13 protein-coding genes and 1 pseudogene are annotated in these 17,123 nt (G+C 56.4%); 6 read left to right on the top strand and 8 right to left on the bottom strand.

What is annotated here, in order from left to right; translation table 11 throughout:
- Positions 1-3: 3 nt before the first annotated feature.
- The 8 genes and pseudogenes from CPJ18_RS17160 to CPJ18_RS17125 form a co-directional block, all read right to left on the bottom strand.
- Complete coding sequence (locus CPJ18_RS17160) at positions 4-1,725, bottom strand: ABC transporter substrate-binding protein (protein WP_077106307.1); 1,722 nt, start codon at positions 1,723-1,725, stop codon at positions 4-6.
- 78 nt (positions 1,726-1,803) lie between these two features.
- On the bottom strand, positions 1,804-2,085 hold the full coding sequence (locus CPJ18_RS17155; protein WP_077106306.1) for a DUF2160 domain-containing protein: 282 nt from the start codon (positions 2,083-2,085) through the stop codon (positions 1,804-1,806).
- 15 nt (positions 2,086-2,100) lie between these two features.
- Positions 2,101-2,887, bottom strand: a pseudogene (locus tag CPJ18_RS17150) (carbohydrate ABC transporter permease); the annotation flags it as partial.
- Between the two features lie 107 nt (positions 2,888-2,994).
- Positions 2,995-3,861 (bottom strand): carbohydrate ABC transporter permease, encoded by an 867-nt coding sequence (locus tag CPJ18_RS17145; protein WP_103659475.1) that lies wholly within the window; start codon positions 3,859-3,861, stop codon positions 2,995-2,997.
- A gap of 3 nt (positions 3,862-3,864) precedes the next feature.
- The gene (locus tag CPJ18_RS17140; protein WP_077106304.1) at positions 3,865-4,935 is read right to left on the bottom strand and encodes an ABC transporter ATP-binding protein; all 1,071 of its coding nucleotides are present in this window, start codon (positions 4,933-4,935) and stop codon (positions 3,865-3,867) included.
- A gap of 12 nt (positions 4,936-4,947) precedes the next feature.
- A complete protein-coding gene (locus CPJ18_RS17135; RefSeq protein WP_103659474.1) occupies positions 4,948-6,033 on the bottom strand; it encodes an ABC transporter ATP-binding protein in 1,086 nt (361 codons plus the stop codon).
- 76 nt (positions 6,034-6,109) lie between these two features.
- On the bottom strand, positions 6,110-7,618 hold the full coding sequence (gene glpD / locus CPJ18_RS17130; protein ID WP_103585877.1) for a glycerol-3-phosphate dehydrogenase: 1,509 nt from the start codon (positions 7,616-7,618) through the stop codon (positions 6,110-6,112).
- A 102-nt stretch (positions 7,619-7,720) separates the two neighbouring features.
- Positions 7,721-8,500, bottom strand: coding sequence for a DeoR/GlpR family DNA-binding transcription regulator (locus CPJ18_RS17125; RefSeq protein WP_103659473.1), 780 nt, complete (start codon positions 8,498-8,500; stop codon positions 7,721-7,723).
- Positions 8,501-8,714: 214 nt separating this feature from the next.
- Between CPJ18_RS17125 and CPJ18_RS17120 the strand changes: the two genes are divergently transcribed.
- The 6 genes from CPJ18_RS17120 to CPJ18_RS17095 all read left to right on the top strand — a co-directional run bounded on the left by CPJ18_RS17120 (position 8,715) and on the right by CPJ18_RS17095 (position 17,085).
- Entirely contained in the window at positions 8,715-10,313 is a 1,599-nt protein-coding gene (locus CPJ18_RS17120; protein WP_103585875.1) for a peptide ABC transporter substrate-binding protein, read from the top strand.
- Positions 10,314-10,462: 149 nt separating this feature from the next.
- Positions 10,463-11,386 carry an oligopeptide ABC transporter permease OppB gene (gene oppB, locus CPJ18_RS17115; RefSeq protein ID WP_103659472.1) on the top strand — a complete coding sequence of 308 codons (924 nt, stop codon included), beginning with the start codon at positions 10,463-10,465 and terminating at the stop codon, positions 11,384-11,386.
- Positions 11,379-12,509 (top strand): ABC transporter permease, encoded by a 1,131-nt coding sequence (locus CPJ18_RS17110; protein ID WP_103659471.1) that lies wholly within the window; start codon positions 11,379-11,381, stop codon positions 12,507-12,509. Before oppB ends, CPJ18_RS17110 begins: the two co-directional genes overlap by 8 nt.
- 1 nt (position 12,510) lies before the next feature.
- Positions 12,511-14,121, top strand: a complete 1,611-nt coding sequence (locus tag CPJ18_RS17105) for an ABC transporter ATP-binding protein (RefSeq protein WP_103659470.1) — start codon at positions 12,511-12,513, stop codon at positions 14,119-14,121.
- A 121-nt stretch (positions 14,122-14,242) separates the two neighbouring features.
- Entirely contained in the window at positions 14,243-14,584 is a 342-nt protein-coding gene (locus CPJ18_RS17100) for a hypothetical protein (RefSeq protein ID WP_077105134.1), read from the top strand.
- Between the two features lie 167 nt (positions 14,585-14,751).
- Positions 14,752-17,085 (top strand): bifunctional diguanylate cyclase/phosphodiesterase, encoded by a 2,334-nt coding sequence (locus tag CPJ18_RS17095; protein ID WP_077105120.1) that lies wholly within the window; start codon positions 14,752-14,754, stop codon positions 17,083-17,085.
- Positions 17,086-17,123: the final 38 nt, after the last annotated feature.

The following is a 17,123-nucleotide window of genomic DNA, read 5'->3' as shown; positions in this document are numbered from 1 at the left end:
GACTTACTTCTGCCAGCTCTTAACCAACTCATCATAATTGACGGTCATTGGCTTTTCTTTTTCATCCGCGATCTTCAACTGTGGTGCAAGGTGGCCTTTGGAAACGGCGTCCTTGTTCCAGTATTCAAGATCGTGCTCTTCAGCCAGCTTCGGTCCGATTTCGCCCTGAACGCCAGCGCGTTCCAGACGCTGCATGACCTTTTCCTGTTCGGCGCAGAGCGAGTCCATGGCTTCCTGCGCGGTCTTCGCGCCGGACGATGCATCGCCCACGGCCTGCCACCAGAGTTGGGCCAGCTTTGGATAATCAGGAACGTTGGTGCCGGTTGGAGACCACTGAACGCGGGCTGGCGAACGGTAGAACTCGATCAGGCCGCCGAGATCCTTGGCGCGCTTGGTGAAGCTTTCGTGGTTGATCGAGGAGTCGCGGATGAGGGTCAGGCCGACATGGCTCTTTTTCACATCCACGGTCTTCGAGGTCACGAACTGTGCGTAGAGCCAGGCGGCCTTGGCGCGGTCGTCAGGGGTGGATTTCATCAGCGTCCAGGAACCCACGTCCTGATAGCCGAGCTTCATGCCATCTTTCCAGTAAACGCCATGCGGGGAGGGGGCCATGCGCCATTTCGGCGTGCCATCCTCGTTCACGACAGGCAGTCCCTTCTTGACCGCATCAGCTGTAAACGCAGTGTACCAGAAAATCTGCTGCGCGACTTCGCCCTGCGCCGGAACGGGACCGGATTCGGAGAAGTTCATGCCCGCCGCTGCTGGAGGCGCGTAAGCCTTCAACCAGTCGAGGTACTTCTGGATGGCATAGACGGAGGCAGGACCGTTGGTGTCACCGCCGCGCGCGACGCAAGAGCCGACCGGCTGCGATTTCTCGTTGACCTTGATGCCCCATTCATCGACCGGCAGGCCGTTTGGCAGGCCCTTGTCGCCGTTGCCGGCCATGGAAAGCCACGCATCGGTAAAGCGCCATCCGAGCGACGGGTCCTTCTTGCCATAATCCATATGGCCATAGACTTTTTTGCCGTTGATTTCGCGGCCGGTGAAGAAGGCGGCGATGTCTTCATAGGCTGACCAGTTGACGGGAACGCCGAGATCGTAGCCATACTTGGCCTTGAAATCTGCCTTGTTCTTTTCGTCGTTGAACCAGTCATACCGGAACCAGTAGAGGTTGGCGAACTGCTGGTCGGGCAACTGGTAGAGCTTACCGTCAGGTGCTGTCGTGAATTTCGTGCCGATGAAATCCTTCAGGTCGAGACCGGGATTGGTGACATCCTTGCCTTCGTTAGCCATCCAGTCCGTCAGGTTGCGGGCCTGCTGGTAGCGCCAATGGGTGCCGATCAGGTCGCTATCGTTGACGAAGGCGTCGTAGATGTTTTCGCCTGATTGCATCTGCGTTTGCAGCTTTTCGACCACGTCGCCTTCGCCGATCAGGTCGTGCGTCAGCTTGATGCCGGTGATTTCGGTGAAGGCTTTGGCCAGCACCTTGGACTCGTATTCATGCGTCGTCAGGGTTTCCGAAACGACCTTGATATCCATGCCGGCAAAAGGCTTTGCGGCATCGATGAACCATTGCATTTCCTTTTCTTGATCGGCACGGGAAAGGCTTGAGAGATCACCAATTTCCTTGTCCAGAAATGTCTTGGCCTCGTTCATTCCGGCGTTTGCCACGCCTGATATTGCCAGCAGCGCCGCCGCTGTCGTTGTTAAAAGATGCACTCGCATAATCATCCTCCCAGTGTTTACGATTGCTTGCAGATGTATCTCCGGGCGGTCCTCCCTCCCGGTATTTCAGTCGAATGCCTAAACGAAGCGGAACACGCCAATCGCATAGACAACCGAAAGAGCCAGTGCCCACCAAAGGCCGGGGCCGACGAGGCCGAGCCAACCGAGGTGGATGAATGCGGAGCCGAGCAGCGACACGAACAGGCGGTCGCCGCGCGTCGTCTCGAAGCGTAAGATGCCGACGCGAGGATTGCCGCCGGGCGAGATATATTCCCAAATCGCCATGCCGATCAGCAGTAGTAAAATGGTCAGAAAAAACAGCGCCGTGGGCAGCGTCCATGCCATCCAGGAAAAATTCATTTTGCTTCTCCTTTCTTAGACGCGACCCAGGGCAAAGCCCTTGGCGATGTAGTTTCGGACGAAATAGATGACCAGCGCGCCGGGAATGATGGTCAGCACACCGGCGGCGGCCAGCACGCCCCAGTCCATGCCGGACGCCGAGACGGTGCGGGTCATGGTCGCGGCAATCGGCTTGGCGGCTGTGGTCGTCAGTGTTCTGGCCAGCAGTAATTCCACCCACGAGAACATGAAGCAGAAGAAGGCCGCGACGCCGATACCGCTGGCGATCAGAGGCATGAAAATCTTCACGAAAAAGCGCGGGAAGGAATAACCGTCGATATAGGCGGTTTCATCGATTTCCTTGGGTACGCCGGACATGAAGCCTTCGAGAATCCACACCGCCAGGGGAACGTTGAACAGGCAGTGGGCAATCGCGACCGCGATATGCGTGTCGATCAGGCCAAAGGCGGAATAGAGCTGAAAGAAGGGCAGGGCGAACACGGCGGGCGGTGCCATGCGGTTCGTCAGCAGCCAGAAGAACAGGTGCTTGTCGCCCAGAAAGCGGTAGCGCGAAAACGCGTAAGCGGCGGGCAGGGCGGCGGCAACCGAGATCACCGTGTTCATCACCACATAGATGATGGAGTTGATGTAGCCGTTATACCAGGCCGGATCGGTGAAAATGATGGTGTAGTTGCGCAGCGTCGGGTTTTGCGGCCACAGCGAAAAGGCACCGAGAATCTCGCCGTTTTCCTTGAAGCTCATATTGACGAGCCAATAGATCGGCAGCAGCAGGAAGACGATATAAATCGTCGGGATGAGGAAGNTTGACGAGCCAATAGATCGGCAGCAGCAGGAAGACGATATAAATCGTCGGGATGAGGAAGGAGAAGCGGGTGATGGATTTGGAATTGCTCATGATGTTCTCCTTTCTCAAGCCTGTTCGTCGCTATTGGTCATGACGGTGTAGAAAATCCAGGACAGTGCGAGGATGATCAGGAAGTAGATGATCGACATCGCCGCGGCTGGTCCCAAGTCGAACTGTCCCACCGCCATCTTCACGAGATCGATGGAGAGGAAGGTCGTGGAGTTACCCGGTCCACCGCCGGTGACGACGAAGGGTTCGGTGTAGATCATGAAGCTGTCCATGAAGCGCAGCAGAACGGCGATGAGCAGCACGCGCTTCATCTTCGGTAACTGGATATAGCGGAAGACCGACCAGCGCGATGCGCCATCGATGCGGGCTGCCTGATAATAGGCGTCCGGGATGGAAACCAGACCGGCGTAGCACAGCAGCACGACGAGGCTCGTCCAGTGCCAGACATCCATGATGATGACGGTGGCCCAGGCGTCCACTGGGTCTTGCGTATAGTTGTAGTCGATGCCGAGCATGGACAGGTAATGGCCGAGGAAGCCGATATCGACACGCCCGAAGACCTGCCAGATGGTGCCGACGACGTTCCACGGAATGAGAAGCGGCAGGGCCATCAGCACGAGGCAGACCGGGACGCCGAGGCCTGTTTTCGGCATGTTGAGCGCGATGAGAATGCCGAGCGGAATCTGAATCGCCAGAATGACGAAGGAGAAAATAAGGTTGCGCATCAACGCGTCCCAGAAGCGGGGGGAATGCAGCATCTGCACGAACCAGTCGGTTCCCACCCAGAAGAACTGGTTATTTCCGAACGTATCCTGAACCGAGTAGTTGACGACCGTCATCAGTGGAATGACGGCGGAAAATGCGACGAGGATCAGAACCGGGATGACCAGAAACCACGCCTTGTTGTTGAACGTTTTTTCCATGGCTCAGGCTCCCGTGCCGACGCGCCAGCTATCGGCGTAGATGCCGATGGCCTTGGGATCGAAAGTGACTCGGGGTTCAGACGGAATGTCGCCATCTTCAGGCACCACCACAGTCAAGGGATGTCCGGCAAAGCTGGCGCGGACGATTTTCTGGCGACCGATATCCTCGACCTTGCTGATCGTAACCGGCATGCCCTCGCGCCCGAGAGAGATGAATTCGGGGCGAATGCCCAGTTCCGTTTTCGCTTCGCTTTCAACATTGGGTGCTGCGTCGAGCAAGACATGCTGATCGCCTATTTTCGCCTGCGCGCCATCCAGTGACACCGGCATGAAATTCATGCCCGGAGAGCCGATGAAGTAACCGACGAAGGTGTGGCTTGGTCGTTCGAACAATTCGGCAGGTGTGCCGATCTGCACGATCTGCCCGTCATACATGACGACGACTTTGTCGGCGAAAGTCATGGCCTCGGTCTGGTCGTGCGTGACATAGACCATGGTAAATCCGAACTGTTTGTGCAGGCGCTTCAACTGTGAGCGCAGCACCCATTTCATGTGCGGGTCGATCACCGTCAACGGCTCATCGAACAGGATGGCGTTGACATCGTCGCGGACGAGGCCACGGCCTAGCGAAATCTTCTGCTTCTGGTCGGCCGTCAAGCGATGCGCGCGGCGCTTGGCCCAGGATGAGAGATCGATCATCTCGAGAATTTCATTGACGCGACGATTAACATCCGTCTCTGAGACGCCGCGATTGCGCAGCGGGAAGGCCAGATTGTCGTAGACGGTCATGGTGTCGTAAATGACCGGGAATTGGAACACCTGCGCGATGTTGCGCTGTTCCGTTGGCAGATTGGTAACGTCTTTGCCATCGAACAGAATACGTCCATCGGACGGATTGATAAGGCCGGAAATGATGTTGAGCAAAGTGGTCTTGCCGCAACCGGATGGGCCGAGCAGCGCGTAGGCACCGCCATCGCTCCACTCGTAATTCACTTCCTTCAGGGCGTAGTCATTGGCCGCCCTGGCTTTGGCGTTGTAGGCGTGGCGGATATGATCGAGACTGATGCGTGCCATGGTCTCTTCTCCTCACGCGGCTGCTTGTTGCGGGGTTGCAAGCGAGCGGCCACTCGCATCGAACGCCATCAGATGGAGGGTATCCAGGTAGATATCGACCTGACGGTCCGGCTCGATATCCAGAATGCCGCGCGTCAGCATGACCCAGCGATTGCCCGCATAATCCAGATGGATAAAGCTTTCCGAGCCAGCAATTTCCGAGATCAGCGTTTTTGCATTCAGCTTGATCGCCGTTCCACCATTTGCCGGTGTCGGGTAGAGGTGATGGGGATGAAAGGCCAATGTGACAGGGCCATCGGCAATGGAAGAGAGATGCGATGGCACCGGAAACGCCGGTTCGCCATTGAGCAGAAACGATCCGCCCGAACGCATCATCGCGATGATGTTCAGCGGTGGATCGGCAAATGTCTTTGCCGAAACGAGATCGACCGGATTGCGGTAAAGATCAATGGTGCTGCCATATTGGGCGATGTGCCCCTGATGCATTGTCGCCGTGTTGCCGCCGAGAAGCAGGGCTTCGGATGGTTCGGTCGTTGCGTAGACGAAGATCGCACCCGACAGAGCAAAAATCTTTGGCAGTTCTTCGCGCAATTCTTCGCGCAGCTTGTAATCGAGGTTGGCCAAGGGCTCATCCAGCAGCACGAGGCTGGCATTTTTGACGATGGCGCGGGCGAGCGCCGTGCGCTGCTGCTGCCCGCCGGAGAGGTTGAGTGGTGTGCGGTCGAGATAGGGCGTGAGCCGCAGCATGTCGGCAGCGCGCCGCACTTCGCGGTCGATGGTTGCCTTGTCCTTTTTGGCGATGCGCATCGGGGAGGCGATGTTTTCGTAGACGGTGAGCGCCGGGTAATTGATGAATTGCTGGTACACCATGGCAACGCTGCGGTCCTGCACGCGCTTGCCCGTTACGTCCGTGCCATCGAACAGCAGTTGGCCCTCCGTCGGCTTGTCCAGACCGGCCATCAGCCGCATCAGCGATGTCTTTCCAGACAGCGTCGGCCCCAGCAGCACGTTCAACGTGCCCCGCTTGAGGGTCAGATTGGTTGGGTAGATGTGGTAATCACCACCCACCATCTTAGCAATGTTGCGTAATTCCAGCATGCTGTCCCGAGGCCTCCCAACCTGCAAGATATCTGCTTCAATGTCAGTCCATCACGCCCCTGCGGGCGTTAGAAAATCACGCGGCGATAGACGCCATGTAAGTGTCGAGCGCGACTGCCTCTTCCTTAGAAAAATGCAAGCCCTGCTTGGTTCTGCGCCACAACACGTCGTCGCTGGTTCTGGCCCATTCCTGACGGATCAGCCACTCGACTTCGCGCTCGTAAAGATCGCCTCCGAAATGCTGGCCGAGTGCCTTCATGCCGGTCGCATCGCCAAGGATCGCATTTGCTTTCGTTCCGTAAAGACGAACCAGTCTGCGCGCCTGACGCTCGGATAGAAAGCTATATTTTGCGCTGAGCTTTTTAACTTCCGTCTCGTAACCGGTGGCCGCGAAATCCCCACCCGGAAGCGAGCTCTTGCCAGTCCATGGCTTGCCCTTGTCACCAATGGCTTCCGCCACCTTCTCCAGCGCATGTTCAGCCAAACGGCGATAGGTCGTCAGCTTGCCGCCGAAGACATTCAGCAACGGGGCTTCACCGGACGCGTTTTCCAGCTTCAGAACGTAATCGCGGGTGGCTTCCTGCGCGCTGGATGCGCCGTCGTCGAACAGCGGACGCACGGCGGAATAGGTCCAGACGATATCGTCTTTCGTCACCGGTTCTGCGAAATATTCGCTGGCCGCGTTGCAGAGGTAATCCGTCTCTTCGCCGCTGATCTTCACATCCGCCGGATCACCCTGATAGTCGCGGTCGGTCGTGCCGATCAGCGTGAAATCGGTCTCATAGGGAATGGCGAAAATGATGCGGTTGTCGGGGTTCTGGAAGAAGTAAGCGCGTGGATCGTTAAACTTCTTCTTCACGATGATGTGGCTGCCCTGAACCAGCCGCACATTGTGAACCTGATTTTTGCCCGCCGCATTCGACAGAACATTGTCCACCCACGGGCCAGAAGCGTTAACCAGCATACGCGACTTCACGGTTTTGACGGTGCCGCTTGCGGTATCTTTCACATCGACGTTCCAAAGGCCACCCTCGCGGCGAACGGAGGTGACCTTGGCGCGGCTCATGATATCTGCGCCACGGTCGGCAGCGTCTCGGGCGTTCAGCACCACCAGACGGGCATCATCCACCCAGCCATCCGAATATTCGAAGGCCTTGGTGAAGAGCGGCTTTAGTGGCTTGCCGGCGGGGTCGCGGCGCATGTCGAGGGATTTGGTGGCGGGCAGAAGCTTGCGGCCACCCAGGTGGTCATAAAGGAAAAGCCCGAGCCGGATGAGCCATGCAGGGCGAATACCACCCTTGTGGAAAGGCAGAACGAAACGCATGGGCCAGATGATATGCGGGGCCATCGCCCACAGCACTTCGCGTTCCATCAGGGCTTCGCGCACCAAACGGAACTCGTAATGTTCAAGATAACGAAGGCCGCCGTGAATGAGCTTGGTTGCGCCGGAAGAGGTGCCGGAGGCGAAATCGTTCATCTCGGCAAGGGTGACAGAATAGCCGCGACCGGCAGCATCACGCGCAATGCCGCATCCGTTGATGCCCCCACCGATCACGAAAATATCGCGAACCGCCTGCTCAGTCACGTCACTCTCCCTGATGCGAAATTCCGCCGCTTATTCTTGGAATTCGAAATTGAGGGGAGTTAAAATGAAAAGAAAGTGAATGTCAAACGAATGTTCGTCGTTTCAGTTCTCAGGCCGTGAGCGTTCGGTTTCGATCAACCGAACGTCATTTTCCTTGCAAATGACTTTCACGGATTCAAGCGGACAGTGGTCGGTTATAAAGGTGTGGACCTGCGAGAGATGACCTATCCTCACCGGTGCCGTTCGGTCGAATTTGCTGGAATCGGACACCAGAATGACGTGCCGTGCGTTGGCAATGATGGCCTGCGCCACTTTCACTTCGCGGAAATCGTAATCCAGCAATGCGCCGTCCCTGTCGATGGCCGACACGCCGATCACCGCATAGTCCACCTTGAACTGGCGGATGAAGTCCACCGCCGCTTCCCCGACGATCCCGCCGTCCGTGCCGCGCACCACGCCGCCTGCAATGACGACCTCAATACCGGGAAATATCCGCAACCTATTGGCAACGTTGATGTTGTTGGTAATGACCATCAGTTCCTGATGGTCCACGAGCGCTTCGCCGACAGCTTCCGTCGTCGTGCCGATATTGATGAATAGCGAGGATTTATGGGGGATGAGCTCGGCTGCGGCGCGGCCTATCGCCTGTTTTTCCGTCGCAGCTATCGAGCGTCTTGCTTCATATTTCACGTTTTCCGTGCTGCTGGGAAAGATCGCGCCGCCATGGATTCGTGTCAGCGCGCGCGCCTCGCACAGATCGTTCAAATCCTTGCGTATCGTCTGCGCCGTCACTGAAAATCGGGAGGCCAGATCATCGACACTGACCTTGCCCTCGGATTTCGCAAGTTCGATGATTTCAAGCTGGCGCGATGAGAAAAACATGGAGGCTTCTACCCGGAAATATCTGTGGACTTTCGTTTTATTTCATTTTTCTGAAAAGCGAAAGTGTCCGGGGCTGCTGGTCTGGAGAACGGTTTTCCACAATTGGCACGCGTGTGAAGGCTCCAATTTGTCCGCCTGATAAATATTGGGGTTGCGCCTCGGCGCGTTTTGTCCTTGTTTGCGGGTTCTCACACTTTATGGGGAAATTAAAAAAATGCAGTCTATAAAAACAACAACGCGCGCCGCAATCCTGCTAGGCTCGCTTCTGATTGGCGCCAGTTCAGCTCTTGCGGAAACCGTTCTTCATCGCGGTAATTCCGGTGAACCACAAACTCTCGATCAGGCTCAGACCTCGATCAATATTGAAGCCTTTATTGTGAAGGACCTTTATGAAGGTCTTACTATTTACGATGCAGCCGGCAAGATCGTTCCCGGCGCAGCCGAAAGCTGGACTTTGTCTGATGACGGCACGGTTTACACATTCAAGCTGCGCGAAAACGCAAAATGGTCTGATGGTACGCCTGTAACGGCTGAGGACTTCGTATTCTCCTATCAGCGCGTCGAAGACCCGAAGACCGCCGCAAAATATGCGAACATTCTGTATCCGATCAAGAACGCAGAAAAGGTCAACAAGGGCGAAGCTAAGGTTGAAGAGCTCGGCGTAAAGGCTGTGGATGCCAAGACGCTGGAAGTCACACTTGAGCGCCCGACACCGTTCTTCCTGGAATTACTCGCGCACCAGACTGCACTTCCCGTCTCGAAGGCGAGCGTTGAAAAGAACGGTAAGGACTTCGTCAAACCCGGCGTCATGGTTTCGAACGGTGCCTATAAGCTTGAGGCCCATGTTCCCAATGACAGCCTGACGGTCGTCAAGAATCCAAACTTCTGGGATGCTGCAAACACCAAAATCGATAAGGTCATCTTCTACCCGATCGACGATCAGGCCGCGTCCGTTCGCCGTTTCGAAGCGAAGGAAATGGACCTCGCTTACAACTTCTCGGCAGATCAGCTGGAGCGTTTGCGCAAGTCCTATGGTGAGCAGGTTCACGTGTCCCCGACACTGGCGACCTACTACTACACATTCGACACGCGTGAAGCGCCCTACAACGACGTTCGCGTTCGCCGCGCGCTCTCCATGGCTGTCGATCGTGATTTCCTTGCCAAGGAAATCTACAACGGTTCTCAGGTTCCGGCATATTCCATCGTTCCGCCGGGCATGGGCAGCTACGGTGAGCCTTCCAAGGCTGATTTCGCCACGCTTTCCCAGCTGGATCGTGAAGACGAAGCACTCAAGCTCATGAAAGAAGCCGGTTATGGTGACGGTGGCAAGCCGCTGTCTATCGAAATCCGCTACAATACCAATCCCAACCATGAGCGCGTCGCTACGGCTGTTGCCGATATGTGGAAGACCACGTTTGGTGCAAACGTATCGCTGGTAAACCTCGACGTTGCGTCGCACTACGGATACCTGCAGGAAGGCGGCAAGTTCAACGTTGCCCGTGCTGGCTGGGTTGCCGACTATGCGGATGCAGAAAACTTCCTCGCACTGTCTGTTTCGTCCAACAAAACCTTCAACTACTCGAAATTCAACAATCCCGAATTCGATGCGTTGATGAAGAAGTCCTACGACGAACAGGACGAAGCAGCCCGTTCCAAGATTCTGCACGAAGCAGAAGCAATCCTTATGAAGGAGCAGGCAATTGCGCCGTTCCTGACGCAGGCAGACCTTTGGCTGGTTTCCAACCGCGTCAAGGGCTGGCAGGACAATGCGGCCAATGAACATCTCAGCCGCTTCCTGAGCGTTTCCGAATAAGCAGTGCTGCCACGGTGGTTCTGAAAACATGTCGCGCGAATGCCTTAGGGCTTTTGCGCGACATGCTGTAGGAATGGGTGAAGGCGGTCGCGCGACCATAAGATCGCATTCCGCCCTAGCCGCCGTGCCATGCCCGGAGCCTAAATTCTATGATTTCTTTTATTCTGCGCCGTTTGGCGAGCGCCGTGCCGACATTGTTTATCGTCGTCACGATTTCTTTTTTTCTGATGCGGTTTGCACCCGGCGGTCCGTTCAATCTTGAGCGTCCACTGCCACCGCAGACAATGGAAAACCTGATGAGAACCTATCATCTGGACGAACCATTGTGGCGTCAGTATCTGATCTACATGAAAAACGCCGTGACTGGCGACTTCGGACCTAGCTACATCTACAAGGACAACACCGTTGCCCAATTGATCGGCAAGGGTCTGCCTTATTCGCTGGAACTTGGCTTTTACGCGCTACTACTGGCATTGATCGGTGGCGTACTGGCCGGTACCTTCGCAGCTTTGCGGCAGAACAGCGTGTTCGATTTTTCTCTCATGTCCTTTTCGACTGTTGGTGTCACCGTACCCAACTTCGTTGTGGCTCCCGTGCTGACACTGGTTTTCGCCGTTCTGCTTGGTCTTCTGCCTGCCGGAAGCTGGGGTGATGGATCGCTGCGCTATCTTCTTTTGCCGATGATTGCGCTGGCTTTGCCGCAGCTTGCCGTCATTGCGCGGTTGACGCGTGGCTCTATGATCGAGGCGCTGCGCATGGACCATATTCGCACCGCCAAGGCCTATGGTCTGCCGGGACGCACCGTGGTCATCGTTCATGCCATGCGCGCTGCGATGCTGCCGGTCGTGTCCTATCTCGCACCCTGCGCGGCCGCGCTTCTCACCGGCTCGGCTGTGATCGAAACGATCTTCACCATTCCCGGTGTCGGGCGTTACTTCGTGCTGGGTGCCATCAATCGTGACTATACGCTGGTTATGGGAACCGTGGTTCTCATCGCGCTCTTCGTCATTGTTTTCAATCTGGTGGTCGATATTCTTTACGGCCTTCTTGATCCGAGGGTCAGACATGACTGATATCCCCGGCATAACAGCCGTTTCCCCTTCGGTGAAAAGCCGAAGCCTCTTCCAGCTCGCAACAATGCGGTTTCGAAGAAACACAGCCGCCATGGCCGGAGCGCTCATGCTCGTGCTGATCACGCTGTTCTCGTTTCTTGGACCGCATTTTGTCAGCCACACCTATGATCAGGTGTTCTCGTCCTACGTCTCCGTGCCACCGAGCTTGGAAGCGCGTCCAGATGTGACGAACCTTCAGAGCGTCATGGAGGGCATTGCAGGTCGCGCGCGTGTCGACTTGAAGGAGTTTGCCGTTGAAGGCCAGACTTTCACCGCAACCGTGACATCGGCAACGGCGGTCGATCCGCGCACAACGCGTTATTTCGACCGCGCTAACGAGTTCGAAAATACGAAGGTCGTGGCCACCGAAGACGATGGCCGCACCTTGAAACTTACCGGCGATGTGAACCGCGAATATTTCTTCTTCGGCACCGATAGCAATGGTCGCGATCTTCTCGTGCGCATCATGCTGGGTGGGCAGATATCGATTGCCGTTGGCGTGCTGGCAAGCCTTGTCTCACTTGGGATCGGTGTCGTTTATGGCGCGACGGCCGGCTATATCGGCGGGCGTGTCGATAACGCCATGATGCGTTTCGTGGAAATTCTCTATTCGCTTCCCTTCGTGTTTCTCGTTGTCGTGCTCGTCGTTTTCTTCGGGCGAAGTTTCATTCTTATTTTCCTCGTTATCGGGGCAGTGGAATGGCTGGATATGGCGCGCATCGTGCGTGGCCAGACACTGGCGCTGAAACGGCGGGAGTTCGTCGGTGCCGCACAGGCTCTGGGATTGACCGACTGGCAGATTATCCGCCGTCACATCATTCCCAACACCATCGGCCCGGTCGTTGTTTTCGTGACCGTTGTGGTGCCGAAGGTCATCCTTCTAGAAAGCTTCCTCTCCTTCCTCGGTTTGGGTGTGCAAGCGCCGTTGACCAGTTGGGGCGCGCTGATTTCCGAAGGTGCCAGCAATATGCAGTCGGCCCCGTGGCTGCTGATATTCCCGGCGATCTTCTTCGTGATGACGCTGTTTTCTCTGAACTTCGTGGGCGACGGGTTGCGTGATGCGCTCGATCCCAAGGATCGTTGATATGAATACGACATCTGAAACCATACTCAATGTCCGCGGCCTGAAGGTGAACTTTGCGACACCCGATGGGACGGTGAGCGCCGTCAAAGGCATCGATCTGGATGTAAAGCAGGGTGAAACCTTAGCCGTCGTCGGTGAATCCGGTTCCGGCAAGAGCCAGACGATGATGGGTATCATGGGTCTGCTTGCCGGTAACGGCCAGTCCGAAGGGTCGGCAAAATACCGGGGCCGTGAGTTGATCGGCCTGCCGGTCAACGAGCTGAACGATATCAGGGGTGCGAAGATCACCATGATCTTTCAGGAGCCGATGACCTCGCTCGACCCGCTCTATACGATCGGCAAGCAGATTGCGGAACCGATTCTGTATCATCGAGGCGGCAGCCGCAGTGAAGCACGGGCGCGCGTTCTGGAACTGTTGCAACTGGTTGGCATCCCCGACCCCAAGCGTCGTATCGATAGTTATCCGCACGAACTCTCGGGTGGTCAGCGTCAGCGTGTGATGATTGCCATGGCGCTTGCTAATGAGCCGGATTTGCTGATTGCGGACGAGCCGACAACGGCACTCGATGTGACCATTCAGGCGCAAATTCTAGACCTGCTCAAATCCTTGCAAAAACGCTTTGGCATGGCCGTCGTTCTCATAACCCATGATCTGGGTGTCGTAAGGCATTTTGCCGATCGCGTCGCAGTCATGCGCCGTGGCGAGATCGTTGAGACAGGCACCACGCAGGACATCTTCGAACGCCCGCAAGCGGATTATACGAAGATGTTGCTGGATGCCGAACCAAGTGGTCACAAACCGCAGGTCGGCCCGGAAGCGCCGGTGGTGCTGGCTGGCCAGAACGTGACAGTGGATTATCAGATACCAGGTGGCCTGTTCACCAAGGCCAGCGCTTTCCGCGCAGTGGATGGCGTCAATGTCAATCTGCGCCAAGGCCAGACCATCGGCATCGTCGGAGAATCCGGCTCGGGCAAATCCACGCTGGGACGGGCGCTGCTGCGGCTGACGCCATCGACCGGACGGCTTTTCTTCGGCAAGAAGGAAATATCCGGTCTCGATAGAAAGGCCATGCGGCCGATGCGCCGCCAGCTTCAGCTGGTGTTTCAAGATCCTTATGGTTCCTTGTCGCCCCGCCAGACGGTGGGGGAAATCATCACTGAGGGGCTTTACGTGCATGCGCCGGACCTCAGCCGGGCGGAGCGGGATAAGCGCGCCATCGAGGCGCTGACTGAAGTCGGCCTCGACCCTGCGGCGCGTAACCGTTACCCGCACGAGTTCTCCGGCGGGCAGCGTCAGCGTATCGCCATCGCGCGTGCCATCATCCTCAAGCCTGATGTGGTCATTCTGGATGAGCCGACATCGGCACTCGACCGTTCGGTTCAGGGGCAGGTGATCGATCTGTTGCGCGATCTTCAGAAAGCCCACGGTCTTTCCTACATCTTCATCAGCCACGACTTGTCCGTGATCAAGGCGATCTCGGATTATGTCATTGTGATGAAAGATGGAAAGATCGTTGAAGAGGGTGAAACCGACGCCATCTTCAATAGTCCAACGGCGGACTACACGAAAACGCTCATCAAGTCCGCATTTACAGCTGATGTTGCAGCATAATGGAGCGCCCGGCCTAGCGGTCGGGCGTTTCCTTTTTGGTGCCAAGGAACAAGCAACTCACATCTGCGTTATTACCTCGTGAAATTGACGTGTGCCAACGCAAGGCACCCAGGAGGAAAATATGTTCAAGGTGATCCAGATTGCTGGCGTGGCCATTACGATGGCAGCGTCTAGTTTCGTTATGACTGCACCTGCCCATGCGCAGGACATGGAACTGCGGATTGGCCGTGATGGCGTGCGTCCGGTCATTCGAGACCGTGACCGAGACATGGACCGCCGTGGACCTCCGCCCCGTGGCCGCGGATGTGGCGAGCGCGAAGCCCGTGCAGCCGCACGCGCATCCGGCCTTCGTGACCCTGAAATCGTTCGCGTTACACCCCGCCGCGTTGTCGTGGAAGGCTTTACACGACGTGGTCAGGACACCATCACATTCGCGAATGAACGTGGTTGCCCTGAAATCTAAGTCTGCATCTAAAGCGTGCATACTTCAAAATTTTTCACCTACCGAAACCCGCCTTGCGCGGGTTTCTTTGCGTAGGAGCCATCTACTACAATTTGGATTAGTAATTTCTAAATTTAACTGTACTAATACACATAGTCGGTTGCTTCATTATTGGGGGTATTGGCCCAGTGTTCGCTGTACTAGAATGTGTTGCTTTGCAACATGATCGACGGATCGTCGTGCTTGCTGGCGTGATTGCGCTTCTTGGAATGCTATCCTTCTATCATCTGTTGCTTCGCGCGGAAGAGAGCCCGGTAAGACGCCGGCCCTATTGGATACTGGTTGCCGCATTGGCCTCTGGTTTGAGCGTATGGGCGACACACTTCATCGCCATGTTGGCCTATCAGGGCAGTGTTCCGATTGGTTTCGACTTTCCGTTTACGGCCTTTTCCGCAGTTGTCGCGGTATTCGGCTTCTGGCTGAGCATGCAATTTTTGTGGCGTAAAACCGCTGGCGCACTGTCGGCCGGCGGCATCATAACGCTCACCGTCGCTGCAATGCATTTCTTTGGCATGGGCGGCATGCAAGTCGCCGCCACGATCGAATATCGGATAGCCCCGATCCTCGTGGGCGCGGTCGTTGCTTTCGGTCTGTTTGCGCTCTCTTTTGTTTTTTTCAAAAGCTTTCGCGGTTGGAAGCGGGTCGTTCTATCCGCCAGCGCGTCGATCCTTGGCGTGCTCGTCCTTCATTTCACCGCCATGTCTTCCACAATCCTCATTCCCAACCCCGGAATGCCAGGGCCGCAGATAGAGGGGCTGGATCGGTTGTTCATGATGGTCGCGATCAGTGGGGTGACGTTCCTCATTCTCGCCGCCACAGGTGTTGCAGCCCTCATTGATCGCCATCTGGTGGATCTCAAAGGCCTGGTGGGCGCGACACTGGATGGGCTTGCTGTTGTGCGGGATGGCCGTATCGTGGAGGTCAACAGTCGCTTCGCGAAACTGTTCGGTTCCACCGAAGCGGCTATCATTGGTGAAAACGCCGAGGAACTGATGCATGCGGATGACGGGATCGCCGCCCACCTGCCCCGCAACGGAGCGGTCGAGGCGGTTCCGAACCGTGGCGATCGATCGCGGACATTTGAATTGGCTGTCACGACGATTGAATATCGCGGACGTCCCTGCGAGGTGATGGCGGTTCGCGACCTGACGGAAAAGCGCCGTGCACAGCGTGAGATCGAATATCTGGCACGCCACGATGTTCTGACCGGCCTCGCCAACCGGACGCTTTTTCAGGAGCGGCTCAGAAATCATATTGCGGTTGCTCAGAACGATGATGAGTTCGCTCTTCTGGCGCTGGATCTCGACAGGTTCAAAGCGGTGAACGATCTCTTCGGTCATGCGGAAGGGGATCGTGTTCTCAAGGACGTTGCGCGTATATTGCAACAGGCTGCCCGGCCGGGTGACCTCGTGGCACGATTGGGCGGAGACGAGTTCCTTATTCTGACCGCCTTCAGCACCACAAGCGAAGACGCGCGCGATCTCGGCGAGCATATTCTATCGACGTTTCGGCGTGAGATGGATTGCGTCAGTGATCCCACGGCAGTGGGCGTCACCATCGGTATCGCAACATTTCCGGCCAACGGAAATGACAACGAAACCCTGATGCACGCGGCGGATATGGCACTTTACCGCGCCAAGATGAACGGTCGTGGCATCGTCGCGTTTTATGACCCGGCGATGGATCAGGAGACCAAAGAGCGCCGGCGGCTGGAATCGGATTTGCGCCAGGCGATCAGCCGTAACGAGTTGGAGCTTCTCTACCAGCCGGTCCATTCGGTGGAAAATGGTGAAGTGGCGAGTTACGAAGCGTTGGTGCGTTGGCAACACCCGACACGGGGCGCGGTACCACCGGACGTCTTCATTCCGATTGCCGAGGAAAGTGGCATCATCATCTCGCTTGGGGAGTGGATATTGCATGAAGCATGCTCCGCTGCCATGCGCTGGGAACCGCATATCAAGGTGGCGGTCAATGTCTCACCGGTCCAGTTCTCTCTGGCAAATCTCGCTTACACGATTTGCTCGACGCTTGAGAAAACCGGGCTGTCGCCCCTGCGTCTCGAGCTTGAGATGACGGAAGCGGCGCTCTTGAAAGACCGGGCCATAACGCTTTCCACCATGCGCCAGCTCAAGGGACTTGGCGTCACCATCGTCATGGACGATTTCGGAACCGGATATTCTTCGCTCAGCAATCTGCGCAGCTTCCCGTTCGACAAGATCAAGATCGACCGCAGCTTCATTGCCGCCATGAAGCAGGATGAAAATGCTCATTCCATTGTGCGCGCCATCATCGGCCTCGGTCGCAGCCTCGACCTGCCGGTAACGGCTGAAGGCATCGAGACGGACAGCCAATACCGAATGGTTGTCGATGAGGGCTGTGCCCAGGCGCAAGGCTATCTGTTTGGCAAGCCAGGGAAAGCTCCGTCTCGCCAAAGAAAGACGCAAAAGGCGATTGTGGATTGAGCGGGAGAATACAATATGCTGACGGGATAATAAGGGCA

The organism is Agrobacterium rosae, assembly GCF_002915175.1.
Classification (GTDB): domain Bacteria; phylum Pseudomonadota; class Alphaproteobacteria; order Rhizobiales; family Rhizobiaceae; genus Agrobacterium; species Agrobacterium rosae.
This window is presented reverse-complemented; position numbering and strand designations above follow the sequence as displayed.